This is a genomic window from Streptomyces sp. NPDC001415, from assembly GCF_053597395.1.
In genome coordinates this window covers 25,316-45,426 of the sequence record NZ_JBSFIE010000043.1, presented here as the reverse complement: position 1 = coordinate 45,426, position 20,111 = coordinate 25,316, and the positions used below count along the sequence as shown (strand labels likewise).

The 20,111-nt window shown below is 70.7% G+C and carries 15 protein-coding genes; 4 read left to right on the top strand and 11 right to left on the bottom strand.

Translation table 11 applies throughout. From position 1 onward, the window contains the following. Positions 1–233 precede the first annotated feature (233 nt). The 3 genes from ACWC2B_RS34175 to ACWC2B_RS34165 all read left to right on the top strand — a co-directional run bounded on the left by ACWC2B_RS34175 (position 234) and on the right by ACWC2B_RS34165 (position 2,838). Positions 234–911: a DUF6230 family protein gene (locus ACWC2B_RS34175; protein ID WP_450723561.1), complete on the top strand. Its 678-nt coding sequence runs from the start codon at positions 234–236 to the stop codon at positions 909–911. Positions 912–1,016: 105 nt separating this feature from the next. After that, entirely contained in the window at positions 1,017–1,544 is a 528-nt protein-coding gene (locus tag ACWC2B_RS34170; RefSeq protein ID WP_450723559.1) for a DUF6114 domain-containing protein, read from the top strand. Further along, positions 1,534–2,838 (top strand): hypothetical protein, encoded by a 1,305-nt coding sequence (locus ACWC2B_RS34165; RefSeq protein ID WP_450723557.1) that lies wholly within the window; start codon positions 1,534–1,536, stop codon positions 2,836–2,838. Before ACWC2B_RS34170 ends, ACWC2B_RS34165 begins: the two co-directional genes overlap by 11 nt. A gap of 115 nt (positions 2,839–2,953) precedes the next feature. On the opposite strand, the gene ACWC2B_RS34160 is transcribed toward ACWC2B_RS34165, so the two are convergent. From ACWC2B_RS34160 to pta, 7 genes are all read right to left on the bottom strand, one after another. Next, positions 2,954–4,192, bottom strand: a complete 1,239-nt coding sequence (locus ACWC2B_RS34160) for a D-alanyl-D-alanine carboxypeptidase family protein (RefSeq protein WP_450723555.1) — start codon at positions 4,190–4,192, stop codon at positions 2,954–2,956. Positions 4,193–4,394: 202 nt separating this feature from the next. Continuing rightward, positions 4,395–4,748 carry a hypothetical protein gene (locus ACWC2B_RS34155; RefSeq protein ID WP_450723553.1) on the bottom strand — a complete coding sequence of 118 codons (354 nt, stop codon included), beginning with the start codon at positions 4,746–4,748 and terminating at the stop codon, positions 4,395–4,397. A 14-nt stretch (positions 4,749–4,762) separates the two neighbouring features. After that, positions 4,763–8,590: a hypothetical protein gene (locus tag ACWC2B_RS34150; RefSeq protein ID WP_450723551.1), complete on the bottom strand. Its 3,828-nt coding sequence runs from the start codon at positions 8,588–8,590 to the stop codon at positions 4,763–4,765. 56 nt (positions 8,591–8,646) lie between these two features. After that, positions 8,647–9,561 (bottom strand): FG-GAP repeat domain-containing protein, encoded by a 915-nt coding sequence (locus tag ACWC2B_RS34145; protein WP_450723549.1) that lies wholly within the window; start codon positions 9,559–9,561, stop codon positions 8,647–8,649. Between the two features lie 332 nt (positions 9,562–9,893). Beyond that, entirely contained in the window at positions 9,894–11,324 is a 1,431-nt protein-coding gene (pyk, locus tag ACWC2B_RS34140; protein ID WP_450723547.1) for a pyruvate kinase, read from the bottom strand. A 106-nt stretch (positions 11,325–11,430) separates the two neighbouring features. Beyond that, positions 11,431–12,660, bottom strand: coding sequence for an acetate kinase (locus ACWC2B_RS34135; protein ID WP_450723545.1), 1,230 nt, complete (start codon positions 12,658–12,660; stop codon positions 11,431–11,433). Further along, complete coding sequence (gene pta, locus ACWC2B_RS34130; protein WP_450723543.1) at positions 12,657–14,744, bottom strand: phosphate acetyltransferase; 2,088 nt, start codon at positions 14,742–14,744, stop codon at positions 12,657–12,659. The genes ACWC2B_RS34135 and pta overlap by 4 nt, the downstream gene beginning before the upstream one ends. 256 nt (positions 14,745–15,000) lie before the next feature. Between pta and ACWC2B_RS34125 the strand changes: the two genes are divergently transcribed. Beyond that, a complete protein-coding gene (locus ACWC2B_RS34125; RefSeq protein WP_189963778.1) occupies positions 15,001–16,026 on the top strand; it encodes an ATP-dependent 6-phosphofructokinase in 1,026 nt (341 codons plus the stop codon). A gap of 63 nt (positions 16,027–16,089) precedes the next feature. On the opposite strand, the gene ACWC2B_RS34120 is transcribed toward ACWC2B_RS34125, so the two are convergent. The 4 genes from ACWC2B_RS34120 to ACWC2B_RS34105 all read right to left on the bottom strand — a co-directional run bounded on the left by ACWC2B_RS34120 (position 16,090) and on the right by ACWC2B_RS34105 (position 20,002). Continuing rightward, on the bottom strand, positions 16,090–16,758 hold the full coding sequence (locus tag ACWC2B_RS34120; RefSeq protein ID WP_450723540.1) for a helix-turn-helix domain-containing protein: 669 nt from the start codon (positions 16,756–16,758) through the stop codon (positions 16,090–16,092). A gap of 129 nt (positions 16,759–16,887) precedes the next feature. Further along, positions 16,888–17,727 carry a carbohydrate ABC transporter permease gene (locus ACWC2B_RS34115; RefSeq protein ID WP_450723538.1) on the bottom strand — a complete coding sequence of 280 codons (840 nt, stop codon included), beginning with the start codon at positions 17,725–17,727 and terminating at the stop codon, positions 16,888–16,890. After that, positions 17,724–18,611 carry a carbohydrate ABC transporter permease gene (locus ACWC2B_RS34110; protein WP_450723536.1) on the bottom strand — a complete coding sequence of 296 codons (888 nt, stop codon included), beginning with the start codon at positions 18,609–18,611 and terminating at the stop codon, positions 17,724–17,726. Before ACWC2B_RS34110 ends, ACWC2B_RS34115 begins: the two co-directional genes overlap by 4 nt. Before the next feature lie 5 nt (positions 18,612–18,616). Continuing rightward, positions 18,617–20,002, bottom strand: coding sequence for an extracellular solute-binding protein (locus tag ACWC2B_RS34105; RefSeq protein ID WP_450723534.1), 1,386 nt, complete (start codon positions 20,000–20,002; stop codon positions 18,617–18,619). Between the last annotated feature and the right edge of the window lie 109 nt (positions 20,003–20,111).

Genomic DNA, 20,111 nt, shown 5'->3' with positions numbered 1-20,111 from the left:
CGGTCGTGGACAGGGGGGTCTCTGCTCTCCGGCAGGGCCTGTCCAGCAGGTTGCGCGAACGCGTGGCCAGTGGTTGTCGCTCGGGGGTGATCGCCGGTGTCGGACGAGGTGCGCGAGTCGTACGCGGTCGACCTCCCGTGCGCTCCCCTTCCCGAGGACGTAGCACTTCTCCCATCCCGTGACAGCCCTTGAGGGTCCGTCCCGGAGATGTACGTCCGAGAAGGAGGAAAGTCATGGAGTCCCAAGTACGTGGCGGGACCAGATGGAAGCGGTTCGCGCTGGTCATGGTGCCGAGCGTGGCCGCCACGGCCGCGATAGGCGTCGGCCTGGCGCAGGGTGCGCTCGCGGCGTCGTTCAGCGTGTCGGGTGTCGACTTCAAGGTGACGGCTCAGCAGCTCGTCGGCCACAACCTCCTGCAGTACGGGAGTGTGGCGAGCGGTAAGAGCGAGGACGGCAAGGAGGACCAGGCGCATCCCGTCGTCGTGTCCGGGTTCAGCGACGCGACCATCACCAAGATGTGCCAGTCGGTCGTCCAGCACGTGCCGGTCATCGGTGACATCACGATGACGCTGACCGCCGGTCAGGACGGCAGGCAGGTCGAGGCAACCAACCTCTACCTCGACGTGTCCCAGCTCGACACCGACGCGAAGTTCGACAACATCGACATCGGTGTCGCGGCCGGTGAGGGCAAGACCGGCAACAAGGAGCACCCCGGGCAGACGTCGATCCAGCCCGGTAAGGACGGGAAGCCCGGCGGCAACCCGTACGGCTTCGCGCAGCGTGCCGAAACTGCGACGCTCAGCCAGGTCCAGCAGCGAGCGTGGGCGACCACGGCCGGGCAGTTCAAGCTCCCGGGACTCAGCCTCAGGCTGAGCACCGGCAAGCACGAGTGTGAGCTGCCGAAGCAGTAGCCCTAACGCGTCGAACGGTGACCGGCGAGTGTCCCCAGAACTCGCCGGCCACCGGAACTTTCTTCTACATCTCACAGCAATTGCGGTACCAGGGAGCTGTTTTCCATGAGCGCCGAGACCACGGGTTCCCGCGACTTCCGATACTGGCGGCTTCGTTTCCGGGCGTGGAGGGGCCGTCGGCCGTTCTGGGCCGGGCTGCTCACCATCGCCGGTGGCGTGCCCATCATGTACTTCCCGTACGCCAACATGCACCTCGGCAACGTCACGCTGGCCATGTCGACCACGGCCGGTGCGGGCTCGCTCATCATCGGCGTACTGCTGGTCACGCTCGGCCTCACCATGTGGTTCCACAGCGTGGTGCGGACCTTCGCGGGCATCGCGGCGATCCTCTTGGCGCTGATCTCCATCCCGATCGCCAACATCGGCGGATTCGTCGTCGGCTTCCTGCTCTCCCTGTTCGGCGGCGCGCTCGCCTGTGCCTGGGTGCCGGCCAAGCCGCGACGAGGGGACAAGCAGACAGAGTCGACGGACAGCGCCCCCGCCGGGCCCGCCCCCGAGGGCGTACCGGCTCCCGGAACCGCCGCAACCGACACGACAGTTGACGCCAACGGCGGGAGGAACAGTGCGGGGTGACGAGACGCAGCTGGACTCGACCGGAGGCGGCGACCCGCGGGAAAGAAGAGGGCCGCGCCACGCGGCCCCGAGGAAGTCGCTGCTGACCAAGTGGCAGATGCCCGCGGGCAAGGCGATGGCTCTCGCCGCCATGCCCACGGCCGTCCTGGTCGGCATGAGCCTCACGCCCAAGCTCGCGATGGCCGACGACAAGACGGACATCCCGTTCGCCCCCGGCCCCTGTGTGACCCGCTCGGACAGCCCCTCGGGCTCGCCGAGCCCGTCGAGCAGCGCGTCGGGCAAGGCGTCGCCGAGCCCGTCGGCATCGAAGTCGGACGACAAGGCGCCGAAGTCCAAGACGCCCACGCCGACGGCCTCGGGTTCGGCAGCGGACACCGTCGACAAGCTCCTCAAGCCGGCCCAGCCCGCGACCCAGCCGTCCACGGCCCAGGCTCCGGCGTCGCAGTCCGCGACTCCGCCGCCCGCCAAGACGACCAACCCGCTGGACCCGCTGGGTCTGGGTGACGCGCTCAAGGGCCTGTTCGGCATCCACGACACGCCGAGCCCGACGCCCACGCCGAGCACGTCGACGGCCCCCGCGCCGAAGCCCTCGGCGAGCACGGCCGCGCCCAAGCCGTCGACGAAGGCGACCAAGCCCGCCGCCACCGAGGACAAGCCGGTCGACAAGACGGCGGACGCGATCAAGAAGGCCGCCGACGAGGCGGGCCAGAAGGTCGCCGAACTCCCGGACGCGGCAAAGGGGCTGGTCCCGACGGCCGACACCGCCATCCCCGACGGCGCCAAGCCCCGCTTCCCGTGCCCGACCGCCGACCCGAAGGCGCTCGCCGCGGCCAAGCAGGACACCGGCGTTCCCACGCTGCCCACCCAGCCGTGGATCCTCAAGACCTCGAAGCTCACCCTGAGCGGCTTGAACTACGAGGGCATCGTCGAGGTCAAGGCCGGCGACACCACCAAGAAGGTCCTCAAGTTCACGGCCTCGGCTGTGGACATCGACAACCTTGACCAGCAGGTGTACGGGCCCGAGGTGAACGGCTCGCCCACCACGGCCCACGTCGTGGCGCGCTCCGGCTCGCAGTCGACGATCCGCAACGGCACGGTGACGATGTACACGGAGGAGCTGAAGGGCAACCTCTTCGGCCTCATCCCGGTCACCTTCAGCCCGGCCACCCCGCCGCCGCTGAATGTCCCGTTCGCCATCTTCACCAATGCGACGGTCCGTCAGGCAGGGCAGTTCGGCGGCACCCTGACCGTCCCCGGCCTCCACAACTACGTCACGCCCGGCAACCCGACGTAGCCCTGGCCACCCCAAGTACCCATCCGGGAGCCGCAGTTGAGCCGTGGCCCGCACCTCTTCGGGGGTGCGGGCCACGGCTGTGCCGCGCCGGGGCCGTCGACCGGATGCCGGGCGCTCAGACCACCGCGTCGCCCCGAGGCTTCGCCTTCTTGCGGCGGGTCAGTACGAGGGCGCCCGCGCCGCCCGCCACGACCACCGCCGCGCCGATGCCGGTCCAGCCGAGCGCGCCCAGGCCCGAGTCGGACGAGCCGGCCGCGGCGCCGGTCGCCGAGCCGCTCTTGCCGCCGCCGTTAGCGGGCGCCGCCGCATCGAGGGTGCCGACCGGGGTGGTCTTGCCGACCGCGGTGAAGCCCCAGTCCAGGAGCTGGCGCATCTCGGTGTAGACCTTGTCGTGCTTGTTCTCCTGCGGGTTCATCACCGTCACCACCAGGGTGTGGCCGTCCCGCTGGGCCGCCTCGGCCAGGGTGTTGCCCGCGTGGCTGGTGTAGCCGTTCTTGCCGCCGATCAGGCCGGGGTACTTGGCCACCCCTTCGATGCCGGACAGCATGCGGTTGGTGTTGGAGATCCCGAACGGCTTGCCCTTGGTGTTGGGGCCGCCGGGGAAGTCGGCGGAGGCCGTACCGCAGTACTCCTTGAAGTCCTTGTTCTTCAGGCCCGAGCGCAGGAACAGGGCCAGGTCGTACGCGGAGGACACCTGGCCGGGGGCGTCGTAGCCGTCCGGGCTCAGTACATGGGTGTCCTTGGCGCCGAGGCCCTCGGCCTTCTTCTGCATGTCGGCGACGGTCTTGTCAACCCCGCCGTTCATCGCGGCGAGGACGTGCACCGCGTCGTTGCCCGAGCGCAGGAACACCCCGCGCCACAGGTCGGGCACCTTGTACGTCTGGCCGGGCACGATGCCGACCGCGCTGCTGCCGTCGCCCATGCCCTTGAGGTCCTCGTCGCTGACCTTGCGGCTCGCGTCGTGCGGCACCCCGGGCAGCACGGTGTCCGCGAAGAGCATCTTCAGGGTGCTGGCCGGGGGGAGCGGCCAGTGCGCGTTCCTCGCCGCGAGGACCTGGCCGGTGTCGGCGTCCGCCACCACCCAGGAGAGCGCGGACAGGCCGGGGGGCAAAGCCGGTGCGCCCGCGCCCACTTGATCGCCTGGCTGTCCCAACCGGGCGCCGCCCGCCTGCGACATCCCCGCCGGCGGCTCCTTCTTCGCCTCGCCGCCGGGTGCCCCCGGCGTCGCCGACTTGGGCGGCTTCGCGGGGTGACCGCTCGCCACGGCCGGACCGACGGCGGTGCCCGCGGTGACCGCGGTGGCGGTGAGCGCCACGAGTGCGCGCCGGACCTGCGGCGATATGGGAAGACGCATGAAGGTGAACGTACCCCAGGAGTTGTTACGGAATTGACCCGTCCGCCCGTGGAATTTGCCACGCCTTGTTCATGGAACGGGCAAGGGCACCAGCCCGTCCACCGGGGATTCCGTGGGGGCGGCGCCCGCGCGGCCGGACACGGGTGTGGCCCGTACCCCCCGGAGGGAGTACGAGCCACATCGTTCACTCGGGCCGCTCGCCCTATGCCCCCGGCTTCGGGCCTCCGTCGATGCGGTCGGCCCTCGCCTGGAGATCCGCCGCGATGTCGTCCCAGTCGGGGCCGAAGTTGTAGAGGTCCGCCGCGGCCTCCCGGAGCAGGTCCGCGTCGTCGGGACGCTGCAGACAGGCGAGCCGGTAGGACAGGTTGCGGGCCCACACGGGCAGGCCCGACCAGTCCTCCGCGATGACCACCCGCAGCATCTCGCGGATGGCGTCCGCGTCGGCGTAGCTCACCGCCTCCACGAACTCGTGCTCGGGCAGGGCGAATCCGGGCTCGGCGTCCGCGGGGCGTCCGCCGGCCATGACGGCACGCGCCAGGGAGATCAGATCGGGCACGGGGTCAGCTCCTCTCAGGGGCCGGGCCAGTAGGTACTGCTGTCGATGATGTCATCGGTGATCTGCATGATGCGGTACCCGACCTCCACCTTGCCGATCTTGAAGGTCCTGGTCAGTGCCTGGACACCGGGGCCCGCCTTCGGCAGCTTGCCGCCCTCGCCGAGGTAGGTCACGACGTCGTTGATGATCGCCTTCTCGACCTCGTCCGGTGTCAGGCTCGTCAGACGGAAGTCCTTGAGCGTGCCGGGGCCCGGGTGGGCGCGGTAGAAGGAGTGGCCGGTCTTGAACCGCCAGGTGTAGCCGCCGGCCTGGACCGCCCGCCGCATGTTGACGAGCGCCTCGCCCGCCTTGGAGATCTCCTTGAACTCGCCGATCTCCATGTGCGCACTGACCACGACCCGCGCCCGCGCCAGCGCCCGCAGCCGCTCCACCGTCTGCTCGGCGATCCGCAGCGAGCGGAAGAAGTCCGACAGGCCGGACGAGATGCTGACGATCGCCTTGCTGACCGCCGGGATCTTGCCGAGGATCGCGACGAGACTGGCGACGTTCACCAGCGTCCACAGGCAGCTCTCGACATCGCCCGACGAGAAGCAGCGCTTCGCGTCCGTGACGCCGACGACGTCCAGGAGGACCTGGCCGCCGTTCTCGATCACCCAGTCGATGACGCTCTTGTTGGAGTCGGCGAGCGCCTTGCGGAACTGGTCCACACAGGCCTGACCGCACTCCTTGCGCAGTGCCGCCTCCTCGTCCGCCGTCAGATCGGGCCCGGCGTTCCCACTGCCGCCGTCGCCCTTGCTGGCGGCGAGTTCCGCCGCGCGCTGCTGCGCCTGGAACGCGCGGAGCTCCTCCTCGGCGTGGTCGGCCGAGGCGTCCGCGTCCTTGGCGTAGCCGTCCGCGTTCGAGGCGGCTTCCTCGGCGGCCGTGGCGTCCGACTCGGCGGTGGTCGCCGTGGCGCGGGCGCTGGAGGCGTCGCCCTCGGCGGCCGAGGCCGCGGTCCTGGCGCCGCTCGCGCTCCGCTCCGCGTCGGTCGCCGAGGCGCGTGCCGCGGTGGCCGAGGTGCCGGCGGTGGTGGCCGCCTGCTGCGCGAACATCGCGTCCTCGTTGGCCTGCCGGTCGTACTCGACCGTGTGCGCCTCGGCGGTCTTCGCGGCCTTGGCCGCGGCGGCCGCCTCGGAAGCGGAGGCCCGGGCCTGCTTCACCGACACGGCGGCCGCGGCCGCGGAGTCGGCGGCGTTGGACGCGGCGGTCGCGGCCGCCTTGGCGTCGGCGTCGGCCTTGGCGGCGAGCGCCTTGGCCTCGACGGCGGCTTTCGCGGCCTGGTCGGCCTTGGCCTGGGCGACGGCCGCCTGCTGCTCGGCGGCCGACTTGGCGGCCTGACCGGTCAGCACGGCGAGGCCGGCCGAGGAGTCGGTCTCCTTGTAGGGGGAGCCGAGCTCGATGGCGTCGTTGGCCGGCTTGACGACCTGGAGCGCCGAGTCACGGGCGGCGGTGGCCGCCTGCGCGGTGGCGTAGGCGAAGCCGGCGGTCCGAACGGCCGTGGCAGCGGCGGCAGTTGCCTCCGCGCGGGCCGCCGTCGCGTTCTGCCGCGCGGTGACGGCCTGCTTGGCGGACTCCGCGGCGAGCGCCTCGGCGCTCTTCACGTTCTGCGCCGCCGCTTCCGATGCCTCGATGGCGTCAGCGGCGGCCGCGTGCGCCTTCATCACCGCGGCATGCGTGGTCGCGGCGTCGGCCGCCGCTCCGTCCGCGGCCGCCTGGGAACGCGCGGCCGCGCCCTCGGCACGGGTGGCCGCCGCGTCGGCGGCCTGCGAGGCGGCACCGGCGTCGTTGGCCGCCGAACGGGCCGAAGTGGCCGCGCTGGTGGCCGCGTTGGCGGCCGTACGCGCGTCCGTGGCGGCCGCACGGGTCTCGCCCGCCGCCGCGGTGCCCTCGGCGGCCGCGGCGGCCGCCTCCAGGGCCTTGGCCCGGGCGGTGGTGGCGTCCTTGTTGCGGTCGGCGGTCGCCGCGTCGTTGCGCGCGTTGAACGCCTTCAGCTCGGCGGCCTCGGCGTCGGCCCGCTTGCTGCTCGCGGTGGCGCCCGCCGCCTCCGCGTTCTGCCGCGCGGTGCTCGCCGCGGCCTGCTGGGTCTGCGCCCGCGCCTCCGCGTCGGCGGCCTTGGCCCGCTCGCTGTCGGCGGTGGCCCGCTCGGCCGCCGCCTTGTCGCGCTCGGCCTCGGCGGTGGCCCGCTTGGCCTTCGCGTCGGCGGCCGCGTCCTTCGCGGTGGACTCGGCGGCCTCGGCCCTGGCCTGCGCGGCCTTCGCCTTCGTCGCGTTGTCGGCCGCGAGCTTGGCCTGGAGTGCGGCGCCGTCCGCGGCGGCCTTGGCCTGCGCCGCGGCCTCCTCGGCGGCCTTGCGGCGGAACTCCGCCTTCGAGGCGTGCGCCTGCGTCATGGCGAGGGCGCTCAGCGTCTTGCTGTCGGCCGCCGAGGCACGGGTCGCGTTCGACGCGGTCTCGGTGGCCTTGGCCGCGGCAAGGGCAGCGGCTGCCGACGCCTTGGTGATCTGGGCGGCCTGCTGGCCGTACAGCAGACCGCGCCCGCGCGGCACGCCCGCCGTATCCGCGATCGCGTACGCCGCCTGCTGGGACTTGTCCACCGCGGCGGCCTGCGCCTTGGCGTCGAGGGAGGCGCGCGAGGCGACGTAGAGGCGTCCGGCGGCCCGCGCCTTGGCGTTGGCGATGTCCACCTTGACCTTGGCGAAGTCGGCCTTGGACGGGTAGGAGAGCCCGGCCTTCGCCGGGTCGGCCTTCAGCCAGTACGCCTCCCAGTCCGCGAGCCTGCTCGCGATCAGCGACTGGCCCAGCGATTCGCCCATCGCCTGGGTCGCGACCTGGAGGTCCTTGTTGGCCTGGGCCTCGGCGGTCAGGATGAGGTCGCGCTGGTCCTTCTGCGCGGCCAGTTCGGCCTGCCACTCCAGCGACGCGGTGACCAGCTCCTGGCCGAGCACGTGGTGCGGGTCCGGCGGGTTCTGGCTCGCGCACGAGGCGAAGCGCGCCTTGAGGTTCTCGACGTCGATCCGGAACTCCATGGAGTCCGGGTCGGGCGCGCTGGTCGGGAAGCCGCCGTTCTGCAGGAAGATGCGTGCGTCGTCCGCGTACATCCCGTGCATGAACGTCATGTCCTCGAAGGCACGGCGGTCGTCGTAGGTGGCGCTGGTCTCCGGGTAGTAAAGGGACTTGGCGAGTGCGGTGACCGCGTCCGCCGACGCCTTGTTGGCCAGCGGGGTGAGGTCGTTGTAGAAGTCGCTCTCGGCCGTCCAGAACTGGTCGGCTATCCAGCCCGAGTAGCCGGTCTGCACGAAGATCGACGGCGTGGAGTCGCCGGGCATGCCGGGCGGGTCCTGGAAGGCGGCGACCGTCGCGTAACCGGCCGGCGGGGTCTGGAGGAGGGACTTCTTCCAGACGTCGTTGCGCCCGTACAGCTCGTCCATCTTGGCCGAGCCCGCGGCGTGGTCCTTCTTGTACGCGGCGGCGAGCGGGGTGTCCGTCCAGTACTGCGGGTTGGCGGCGGCGGCCAGTTCGGCGTCGGTGCCGTTCAGGCCGTTACGGGCGACCGCCTTCATCTCGGCGCCGCCCTTGCGCAGGACGAAGTCGAGCCGACACTGGTCCTGGCGGACCTTGGCGGCGGCGTCCAGGTCGAAGGCGGCCGGCGGGTCGGTGACCGAGGCGGCGTTCTGGGCGCCGGCCAGCGGCTGGACGCCGCTGCCGGAGACGGTGGTGGCCACCGCGGTGGCGAGTGCCGTCGCGGCGAGGAGCTTCGACCAGCTGCCGAGGTGTCGGCGTCTGGCCCCGGGTGCGTGCGTACGCATCACGAAGTAGCCGTTCTTTCAAGGAAGTTGAGCGGGTCGGGACTGGGGCGCGCGGGTCAGAAGAGGGTGTCGAAGGCGGCCCAGCCGGAGGTGCCGATCTGCACCCGGGGCGCGAACGGCGCCTTGGGGTCGCCGGTGCCCTTGAGCAGCCAGAGCGCCCCGGCCGCGTCGTTGCCGATCAGGTCGGCCTTGCCGTCGCCGTCGTTGTCGCCGGTCGACACCAACTGCTTGTACGTGTCCCAGCCCTTGCCGACCGTGATCCGCGAGCCGATCGTGGCGTCGGCCACCGCGTTGCCCGTGCCCGGGTAGACGTAGAGCGTGCCGTCGGTGCCCCGGGCGACCAGGTCGGCCTTGCCGTCACCGGTGAAGTCGCCGCGCCCGACGAGTTCGTTCATGCCGTTCCAGCCGGAGCTGCCGATCCGGATCTTGGTCTGGAACGTGCCGTCCGGCTTGCCCTGGTAGAGCCACAGGGCGCCCGCCGTGTCGCGCGCGATCAGGTCGGGGTCGGCGCTGCCGCCCATGTTCCCGGCCGCCACGAGCAGGTTGTACGTGTCCCAGCCGGTGCCGATGACCTTGGTGTCGGCGCCTTCCTCGGCGGTGTAGTAGAGCGTGCCGCCCGTCCGGTAGTACAGGTCGTTGCCGGTGCCGTCGGCCGAGACGTTCGTCTGGACGAGGGCGGTCGCGTCGCCGAAGCCGCCGCCCAGGTCGACCTGGGCCTGGACGCCGCCGCCGGCCTTGGGCTCGTAGTCGTAGAGATGCCCGCTCTTGCGCGCGAACAGGGGGAACGTCTTGGCGGCGCCGGGAGCCGCGAGGGCCGTCTGCTGCCCGGCGGCCGCGGACTTGGCGGGCTGCCCGGTCTGGGCCGCGGCCACGCCGACCGCGCCGACGACGGCCAGCGCCACGGCCGCGACCAGCGCCCCGCGCACCGGGCGCCCGGCGGATCCGGCTGCGGAAAGGAATCCTCTTCGCACGTGTCTTCCTGCCTCTGGTTGATGGTTCGACCCAGGAGGAAGCGCGCGGTGCGGTGCCGGGTGACCCGGCCGTTCCGTAGAAGACGGAGAAATGGTGCCGATCGGGCAGGTGAGCCCGAACGCGGTGTCTGAAACCCTGTCGCCCCCCCAGGGCTGACACGATCCTTACACCTGACCCCCACAACTCAAAGTCACAGTTTGGGAGTTGGTGGGGAAAATGGCGGGCAAAGTTCCTCTTTTCGCCCAGAAAAATCAGCACCCAGGAGCGGGTACGCCGGAGGGCGGCACCCGTACGCGACGGGATGCCGCCCTCCGGGACGTACGGCCGACGGCTATGCCTTCTCGCCGCCGCCGAGGTGGTGCACCCGGACCATGTTGGTGGTGCCGGGGATGCCGGGGGGCGAACCGGCCGTGATGACCATGGTGTCGCCCTCGTTGTGGCGGTTGAGCTTGAGCAGCTCGGCGTCGACCAGGTCGACCATCGCGTCGGTGTTGTCCACGTGCGGCACGACGAAGGACTCGACGCCCCAGCTCAGCGCCAGCTGGTTGCGGGTGCTGGCGTCCGTGGTGAAGGCCAGGATCGGCTGGGCCGTGCGGTAGCGGGACAGGCGGCGGGCGGTGTCGCCGGACTTGGTGAACGCGACGAGCGCCTTGCCGTCCAGGAAGTCCGCGATCTCGCAGGCGGCGCGGGCCACCGAACCGCCCTGCGTGCGCGGCTTCTTGCCCGGGACCAGCGGCTGGAGGCCCTTGGAAAGGAGCTCCTCCTCGGCCGCCTCGACGATCTTCGACATCGTCTTGACCGTCTCGATCGGGTACGCGCCCACCGAGGACTCGGCGGACAGCATGACCGCGTCCGCGCCGTCCAGGATCGCGTTGGCGACGTCGGACGCCTCGGCGCGCGTCGGCCGCGAGTTGGTGATCATCGACTCCATCATCTGGGTCGCGACGATCACCGGCTTGGCGTTGCGGCGGCAGAGCTCCACGAGGCGCTTCTGCACCATCGGGACCTTCTCCAGGGGGTACTCGACGGCGAGGTCGCCACGGGCCACCATCACACCGTCGAAGGCGGCGACGACGCCCTCCATGTTGGCGACGGCCTGCGGCTTCTCGACCTTGGCGATGACCGGCACGCGGCGGCCGACCTCGTCCATGACCTTGTGGACGTCCTTGACGTCGTCGGCGTCGCGGACGAAGGAGAGCGCGACCAGGTCGCAGCCCATCCGCAGGGCGAACCGCAGGTCCTCGATGTCCTTCTCGGACAGCGCCGGGACGTTGACCGCCGCGCCGGGCAGGTTGATGCCCTTGTGGTCGGAGATGACACCGCCCTCGATGACGATGGTCTTCACCCGGGGGCCGTCGACCGAGACGACCTTGAGCTCGACGTTGCCGTCGTTGATCAGGATCGGGTCGCCCTTGACGACGTCGCCCGGCAGGCCCTTGTAGGTGGTGCCGCAGATCGACTTGTCGCCCGGGACGTCCTCGGCGGTGATGGTGAACTCGTCACCCCGGACCAGCTCGACCGGGCCCTCGGCGAACTTCGCGAGGCGGATCTTGGGGCCCTGGAGGTCGGCGAGCACGCCCACCGCGCGGCCCGTCTCCTCGGCGGCCTTGCGGACCCGGTCGTAACGGGCCTGGTGCTCGGCCTGGGAGCCGTGGCTGAAGTTGAAGCGGGCCACGCTCATGCCGGCCTCGATCAGAGCGACGAGCTGCTCGTGAGAGTCGACGGCGGGGCCCAGTGTGCAGACGATTTTGGAACGGCGCATAAGGCGGATCCTATCGGTTTGTTTCGCTGCGGAATATTCCGTCTGGTGGAATGTACAAATGGGCGGGATGACGCTCAGGTGTCGTCCAGACAAACCGGGAATCCGGTCAGGAATTCAGAGCCGGTGCCACCAGCGCATACGTCTGCTGGGCGATTTCCAGCTCCTCGTCCGTCGGCACCACGGCCACCGCGACCCTGGCGTACTCGGGGGAGATCAGCCTCGGCTGGTCGGAGCGTACGGCGTTGAGTTCGCCGTCCACCGCCAGGCCCAGCTCCTCCAGACCGGTCACCGCGGCCTCGCGGACCGGGGCGGCGTTCTCCCCGACACCCGCCGTGAACGCGATCGCGTCGACCTTGCCGAGCACGGCGTAATAGGCGCCTATGTACTTCTTCAGCCGGTGAATGTAGATGTCGAAGGCGAGTTGCGCCTTCTCGTCGCCCTCGTCGCAGCGGCGGCGGATCTCCCGCATGTCATTGTCGCCGCACAGGCCCACAAGACCGCTCTTCTTGTTCAGCAGCACGTCGATGTCGTCCACCGACATTCCGGCAACTCGCTTGAGGTGGAAGGTGACCGCCGGATCGATGTCACCGGAACGAGTGCCCATGACCAGGCCTTCGAGGGGGGTGAGCCCCATCGAGGTGTCGACGCACCGGCCGCCGCGGACCGCCGAGGCGGAGGCCCCGTTGCCCAGGTGCAGCACGATCACGTTCACGTCCTCGGGCGCCTTGCCGAGCAGCTTCGCCGTCTCGCGCGACACGTACGCGTGCGAAGTGCCGTGGAAGCCGTAGCGGCGGATGCGGTACTCGTCCGCCGTCGCCACGTCGATCGCGTACCGGGCCGCGGACTCCGGCATCGTCGTGTGGAAGGCGGTGTCGAAGACGGCGACCTGCGGCAGGTCCGGGCGCAGCGCCTGGGCGGTGCGGATGCCGGTGATGTTCGCCGGGTTGTGCAGCGGGGCGACCGGCACCAGACGCTCGATCTCCGCGAGCACCTCGTCGGTGATCACGGTCGGCGCGCTGAACTTCAGCCCGCCGTGCACCACACGGTGGCCGATGGCCGCCAACTCCGGGGAATCCAGGCCGAGTCCGTCGGCCGCCAGCTCCGCGGCGACCGCCTTCAGCGCGGCCGCGTGGTCGGCGATCGGGCCGTTCTGCTCGCGCGAGCCGCCGCCGGTCGCCAGCGGGGTGTGCTTCAGCCGCGAGGTCTGCTCGCCGATCCGCTCGACCAGGCCGACCGCGAGGCGCGAGGAGTCGGTCATGTCGAGGAGCTGGTACTTCACCGACGAGGACCCGGAGTTGAGGACGAGGACGCGGGTGCCCTGGTTGGCGGTGGTCATGCGGAGGCCTCCTGCCCCTGCGCCTGGGCCTGGATGGCCGTGATGGCGACGGTGTTGACGATGTCCTGGACGAGGGCGCCGCGCGACAGGTCGTTGACCGGCTTGCGCAGACCCTGGAGCACCGGGCCCACGGCCACGGCGCCGGCCGAGCGCTGCACGGCCTTGTAGGTGTTGTTGCCGGTGTTGAGGTCCGGGAAGATCAGCACGGTGGCCTGCCCGGCCACCTCCGACTCCGGTAGTTTGGTCGCGGCGACCGACGGCTCCACGGCCGCGTCGTACTGGATAGGCCCCTCGATCTTCAGCTCGGGCTGGGCCTCGCGCACCAGCTTGGTGGCCTCGCGCACCTTGTCCACGTCGGCGCCCGAGCCGGAGGTGCCCGTCGAGTACGACAGCATCGCGATCCGCGGGTCCACACCGAACCGCTGGGCGGTGGCGGCCGCCTGCACCGCGATGTCCGCGAGCTGCTCGGCGTTCGGGTCCGGGTTGACCGCGCAGTCGCCGTACACGAGCACCTTGTCGGCGAGGCACATGAAGAAGACGGACGAGACGATCGAGGCGTCCGGCTTCGTCTTGATGATCTCGAAGGCGGGGCGGATGGTCGCGGCGGTGGAGTGCACCGAGCCCGACACCATGCCGTCGGCCAGGCCCTCCTGGACCATCAGCGTGCCGAAGTAGTTCACGTCCGCGACCACGTCGTACGCCAGCTCAACGGTGACGCCCTTGTGGGCGCGCAGCTGGGCGTAGCGCTCGGCGAAGCGCTGGCGCAGCTCGGAGGTGTGCGGGTCGATGATCTGGCACTTGACGACGTCGATGCCGAGGTCGGCGGCCTTCTTGCGGATCGCCTCGACGTCGCCGAGCAGCGTCAGCTCGCACACGTCCCGGCGCAGGAGCACGTCGGCCGCGCGCAGCACCCGGTCCTCGGTGCCCTCGGGCAGCACGACCCGGCGGCGGTTGGAGCGGGCCTGCTCCAGGAGCTCGTGCTCGAACATCATCGGGGTGACGCGGCCGCTGCGGGCCACCGAGACCCGGCGAAGCAGGTCGGCGGTGTCCACGTGCCGCTCGAAGAGGCCGAGCGCGGTCTCCGCCTTGCGGGGGGTGGCCGCGTTCAACTTCCCTTCCAGGGCGAAGAGTTCCTGCGCGGTGGGGAAGGAGCCATGGCTGACCGCGACCACCGGGGTGCCCGGCGCGAGCCGGTCGGCGAGCGTCAGGATCGCCTCGCCGGGCCGCTCGTCGAGCGTGAGCAGCACGCCCGCGATCGGCGGGGTGCCCGCGCTGTGCGCGGCCAGCGAGCCGACGACCAGGTCCGCGCGGTCTCCCGGCGTCACGACCAGGCAGCCCGGGGTCAGGGCGTTGAGGAAGTTCGGCAGCATGGCGCCGCCGAAGACGAAGTCGAGCGCGTCGCGCGCGAGCCCGGCGTCGTCGCCGAGCAGCACCGTGCCGTCCAGGGCCGCGGTGATCTGGGCGACGGTGGGCGCCGAGAGCGCGGGATCGTCCGGCAGCACGTAGCAGGGCACGGGAAGCCGGGCCGCCAGGCGCTCCTCGATGTCGTGCCGGTCGGCCGGGGCGACCCGGTTCACCACCATCGCGAGCACGTCGCAGCCGAGCCCGTCGTAGGCCCGGTGCGCGTTGCGCGCCTCGGCCCGTACGGACTCGGCGTTCTGGCCCTTGCCGCCGACCACGGGTATCACCGAGGCGCCGAACTCGTTGGCGAGCCGGGCGTTGAGCGCCAGCTCGTCGGGGAGCTGGGTGTCGGCGAAGTCGGTGCCGAGGACCAGGACGACCTCGTAGTCGCGGGCCACCCGGTGGAAGCGGTCGACGAGCCGTGAGACGAGTTCGTCGGTACCCCGCTCCGCCTGGAGCGCGGACGCCTCGTGGTAGTCCATCCCGTACACCGTGGCCGCGTCCTGCGCCAGCCGGTAGCGGGCGCGGAGCAGGTCGAACAGGCGGTCCGGTCCGTCGTGTACCAGGGGGCGGAAGACGCCCACCCGGTCCACCTGGCGGGTCAGGAGCTCCATGACTCCCAGCTCGATGACCTGGCGGCCGTCTCCCCGGTCGATCCCGGTCACGTACACGCTGCGCGTCACGCGTGCTCTCCTGTTCTGCGTTGCAGGAAATTGTCCATATAGGGCGGTCTTGCCCCCTTGACAATACCTCTGCGGCTGGATAGGACGCCCGCCGGACGAAAGGCCTGGCGGGAGGGTCCGAAGGCTCTCGGTCCATCATGGTCGGAGTAGCCGGATGGGCGGGTGGCCCAGGGTGCGTGGGACAATCTGAATTGCTCACGTTATGGGGGATTCGGGCGTGACGTCCCTGGACCAGCGAAGCAGGAGATTGACCACGATGCGCATCGGAGTTCTCACCGCAGGCGGCGACTGCCCCGGCCTGAACGCAGTGATCCGGTCGGTCGTGCACCGAGCCGTGGTCGGCCACGGCGACGAAGTCATCGGATTCGAGGACGGGTTCAAGGGTCTGCTCGACGGCCACTTCCGGCCGCTCGACCTCAACGCGGTGAGCGGCATCCTGGCCCGCGGCGGCACCATCCTGGGCTCCGCCCGCCTGGAACGCGACCGGCTGCGCGAAGCGTCCGAGAACTGCGCCGAGTTGGCGAAGCGTTACGGCATCGACGCGCTCATCCCCATCGGCGGCGAGGGCACGCTGACCGCGGCCCGCATGCTGTCCGACGCGGGGATGCCCGTGGTCGGCGTGCCGAAGACCATCGACAACGACATCTCCGCCACGGACCGCACCTTCGGCTTCGACACCGCCGTGGGCGTGGCCACCGAGGCCATCGACCGTCTCAAGACCACCGCCGAATCGCACCAGCGCGTCATGGTCGTCGAGGTCATGGGCCGCCACGCGGGCTGGATCGCGCTTGAGTCCGGCATGGCCGGCGGCGCCCACGGCATCTGCCTGCCCGAGCGGCTCTTCGAGGTCGACGACCTGGTCAAGATGGTCGAGGAGCGCTTCGCGCGCGGCAAGAAGTTCGCGGTCATCTGCGTCGCCGAGGGCGCGCACCCCGCCGAGGGCTCGATGCCGTACGAGAAGGGCGCGATCGACCAGTACGGCCATGAGCGCTTCGCCGGCATCGGCAACCGGCTCGCCGTCGAACTGGAGCGGCGCCTGGGCAAGGAGGCCCGACCGGTCATCCTCGGCCACGTCCAGCGCGGCGGCGTGCCGACCGCGTACGACCGCGTGCTCGCGACCCGCTTCGGCTGGCACGCGGTGGAGGCCGTGCACCGCGGCGACTTCGGCAACATGACGGCGCTGCGCGGCACGGACATCGTGATGGCCCCGCTGGCGCATGCGGTGACCACGCTCAAGACGGTGCCGGACAACCGGATGTACGAGGCGGAGTCGGTCTTCTAGCCGGACCCGGCGGGACCTCGGCCCTCAATGCCGGGGGTCGAAGGTCCCCTTCCGCCCGCGCGCTCAACCGTGAGCCAGTTCCCAGAACCGGTCCACGATGCGGTCCAGGAAGGCTCGGCCCGCGTCGCCCGTGTCGTTGTCCGAGCCCCAGTTCAGCGTGCCGACCATCTTCTCCTGGTACTCCGTGTGCAACTGGTCGAGCACCTGCTCAAGATGCTGCTTGGAGAGCGGAAGCAGCTTCGCCGTGGGCTTCACATAGGCCTGCCAGCGCGTCGTCACCGCGCTGCGCAGGAGCTCCGAGAGGTCCGCGTTCTGGCCGGTGGCCGTCACGTAGTCGCGCAGCGGCAGCTGGAGCAGATCGGCGAGCGCCGCCGACTGGCGTTCGTTGCCGCGCCAGCGTCCCGCGTCCTCCATGCGCCGGTACGCCCCGGCGTCGAGACCGACCCGGCGGGCCATGTCATCGAGGGTCAGGCCGCGCGCGAGGCGGTGCTCGCGCAGGGTCGAGGCGGCCGCCATGAGATCGCCGGGGGAGCACCACAGGACGCCGGCGAGCGCGGTCAGCTCCCTTGCCTCGGGCGCCGCGAGCCCCCGCTCCCACGCCATCACGGTGTCGGGCGACACGAGGAGGCCGTACTGGGCGCGCATGCCGTAGGCGACGTGGCCGGGGGCCATGCCCAGAGCTTCCCGCAGTCGGCGGGCCGCGAGGGCGTTGAAGGGTGGGGTGGGGTGCACGCGCACACCGTAGGACGGTAAGTGACATCTGACTACGGTGTGTTCCACCAAAGAAGGTGAATTGGAGGAAAGTACGGTTTTAGTGGCGTCCGGGTTACTTAAGGGTTGGATAAGCGTGTGCTCGCCCCGCTAACCCTTCACCGCCCCGGCCAGCGCGAAACCTCCTCCGAGCCGCCGGGCGATCAGGACGTACAGCAGGAGCACCGGCGCCGAGTACAGGATCGAGAACGCGGCGAGCTGGCCGTAGACCACCGAGCCGTAGTTCCCGAAGAACGTGAAGATCGAGACCGAGGCCGGGAGCCGGTCGGGGGAGAGCAGCAGCATGAAGGGGACGAAGAAGTTCCCCCACAGCATGATGAAGGTGTAGATCGTCACGACCGTCACGCCGGGGCCCATCAGCGGCAGCACCACCCGCACCAGCGTCTGCGGCATCGAGGCGCCGTCCGTCCAGGCGGCCTCCTCCAGGGTGATCGGCACCCCGTCCATGAAGTTCTTCATCAGCCAGATGGCGAACGGGAGTTGGGAGGTGGCGAGGAACAGCGCAGTGCCGTACATCGTGTCGACGAGGTTCACCCGCACGAAGAGCCCGTACACCGGAACCATGATCGCCGTGATCGGCAGACACGTCGTGAACAGGATCGTCAGCAGGTACGGGCGGGCCAGGCGCGAGCGGTAGCGCGAGAGGGGGTACGCCGCGAGGGCCGCGCACGCCACCGTGAGCAGGGTCGAACTCCCGCACAGCAGAAGGCTGTTGAGCATCGGCGTGAACGTGATGTCGGGAGTCAGGACCGCCGAGAAGTTGTCAGGGGTGGCCGAGCCCGGGACCCGTACCCGCAGATCGGCCTGGGTGTCGACGGACGCGAGCAGCAGCCAGAGCAGCGGCACCGCGAAGGCCGCCGCCACCGCGAGCAGCGCCGCGTCCGCGGCGAGCCGCTGCCGGGTGCGGCGCCGCGATCGGCTCGCCCTCATACGTCCACCTTCATCAGCCTCAGATAGACCACCGAGAACAGCGAGCCGACCAGGAGCAGGAGCAGCGCGACCGCGGTGCCGTAGCCGATCAGGCTCTTCAGGAACGCCTGGTCGTACATGAACACGGGCAGCGTCTGGCTGCGGTCCCCCGGGCCGCCGCGGGTCATCGCCCAGATCAGACCGAACACGGACAGCGTCTGGAGGGTGTTGAGCATGAGGTTGGTGCCGATCGAGCGACGGATCATCGGCAGCGTGATGTGCCAGAACCGGCGCGCCCCGCTCGCCCCGTCGACCTCCGCGGCTTCCTCGACGTCCTGGGGGATCTCGGCGAGGGCGGCCGAGTAGATCAGCATCGAGAACGCGGTGCCGCGCCACACGTTCGCGAACGACACCGCGAGGATCGGCAGCGTGAACAGCCAGTTCTGGGTGGGCAGATGGAGCCATCCGAGGATCGCGTTCAGCGTGCCCTCGCGCCGGAAGAAGGCGTACAGGAGGAAGGCCGCCACGATCTCCGGCAGCACCCAGGCCGTGATCACCAGCGCCCCCGTCGCCGTCCGCACCGGGCGCGAGGCCCGCCGCATCAGCGCGGCGAGCGCCAGGCCCAGCGTGTTCTGGCCGACCAGCGAGGACAGGACGGTGAAGACGAGGGTGAGCCACACCGCGTTGCGGAACGCGGGGTCGGCGAACGCCCGCCGGAAGTTCGCGAAGCCGACGAAGTCGACCGCCGAAGAGCCGGTCAGCTGCATGTCCGTGAACGCGATGTACACGCAGTAGCCGATCGGCCCGGCCAGGAAAAGCAGCAGGAGCAGGGTCGCGGGTGCGATCGGCAGCCAGCGCACGGCACGGGCCCGCCGCCTGCCCGTCGCGGCCGTCGAGGCGCTCAACTGCCTCACCGCGCCATCGACTTGAGCTGGTCGTCGTACGCCTTCGCGGCCGAGGCCGCCGAGCCGCCGGTCGTCACCGACTCCATCGCCTCGCCGATCGCCGTCGACACCTGCGGATAGACGGGCAGCGCGGGCCGGTAGTGGGTGTAGGGGACCAGGCCCGTGAAGAAGGTGATGCCGGGCATGGAGTTCAGATACGTCGGGTCGGCCGCCACGTCCCGCCGGACCGCGATCTGGGCGTCCGCCACGTCCCATTTCACCGCGTTCTCCTTCGTCTGCATCGTCTTGACGAAGTCGAAGGCGAGGTCGGGGCTGCCCGCCTTCGCGGGGATCGCCCAGGTCCAGCCGCCCGACATGGAGACCTTGCCCGGCGCCTGGCCGTGCTGCGTCGGCATCGGCGCCTGGCCGAGCGCGGTCGACCAGGCCGGCCACTCCTTGGGGCCCTTGTTGATCCAGTTCTGGCCGAGCCAGGAGCCGTCGAGCGCGATCGCCAGCTTGCCGTTCGGCATCCAGTCCGTCGCCAGGTGTGTGCCCACATTGGGGTCGAGCGCGTCGGACGGATCCGGCCCGAGCTTCTCCGCGTACACCGTCCGTACGAAGTCGAGGGCGTCCTTGAAGCCCTGCGAGCCCGACACCCACTTCTTCGAGCCGGGGTCGTACAACGGGTTCTCGCCCGTCCCGTAGAGCAGCATCTCGAAGCCCTGCATGGCCGCCGCCTCGCCGGCCGCCTTGCCCGTGTAGACGTTGAGCGGGATGACGCCGGGGACCTTCCGCTTCACGGTGCGGGCGGCGTCCAGGAGCTCCGCCCAGTTCTTGGGCTGCCAGTTCGCGGGCAGGCCCGCCTTCGCGAAGATCTCCTTGTTGAACCACAGGCCCCGGGTGTCCGTGCCGTCCGGCACCCCGTACGTCTTGCCGTCCTCGGCCCGGGCGGCCGCCTTCGCGGTGTCGACGAACTGGCCCCACATGTCCCACTTGGCCAGATGGTCGTCCAGCGGGCGCAGATAGCCCGCCCCGATGTCGGAGTTGATGCGGAACGTGTCCTCGTACACCAGGTCCGGCGCCGTCTTCGGGGAGCGCATCATCTGCTGGACCTTGGCCGCGTAGTCGTTGTCGGCGGCCTGGATCGGCACCAGTTTGACCTTCTTGCCGGGGTGCTCCCGCTCGAACTGCTTCTTGACGTCCTCCAGGAACGCGTCCTTGAAGCGGATCTTGTTGTCGGTGGAGCGGTTGTACGCGATCTGCACGGTGTTCGCGTCACTGCCCGAGCCGCCGCCGCAACCGGTGAGGGCTCCGGCGGCGAGGGCGGCGGCGAGGGTCAGAGGGAGCCGGGAGCGACACCCGGCCGGGCGGGTTCGGGATACGGAGTCTGCGGCGGGGGCGGTGGGGCGCACGGGCACGACCTCCTCTGGCCAGGCGTGCGGCCATGGCCACGGCCGCACATGGCTGCCCGGTGAACGTAAGGGCGCCCGGTGGCAAGGTCAACCCCGCCCCCACCGCCTG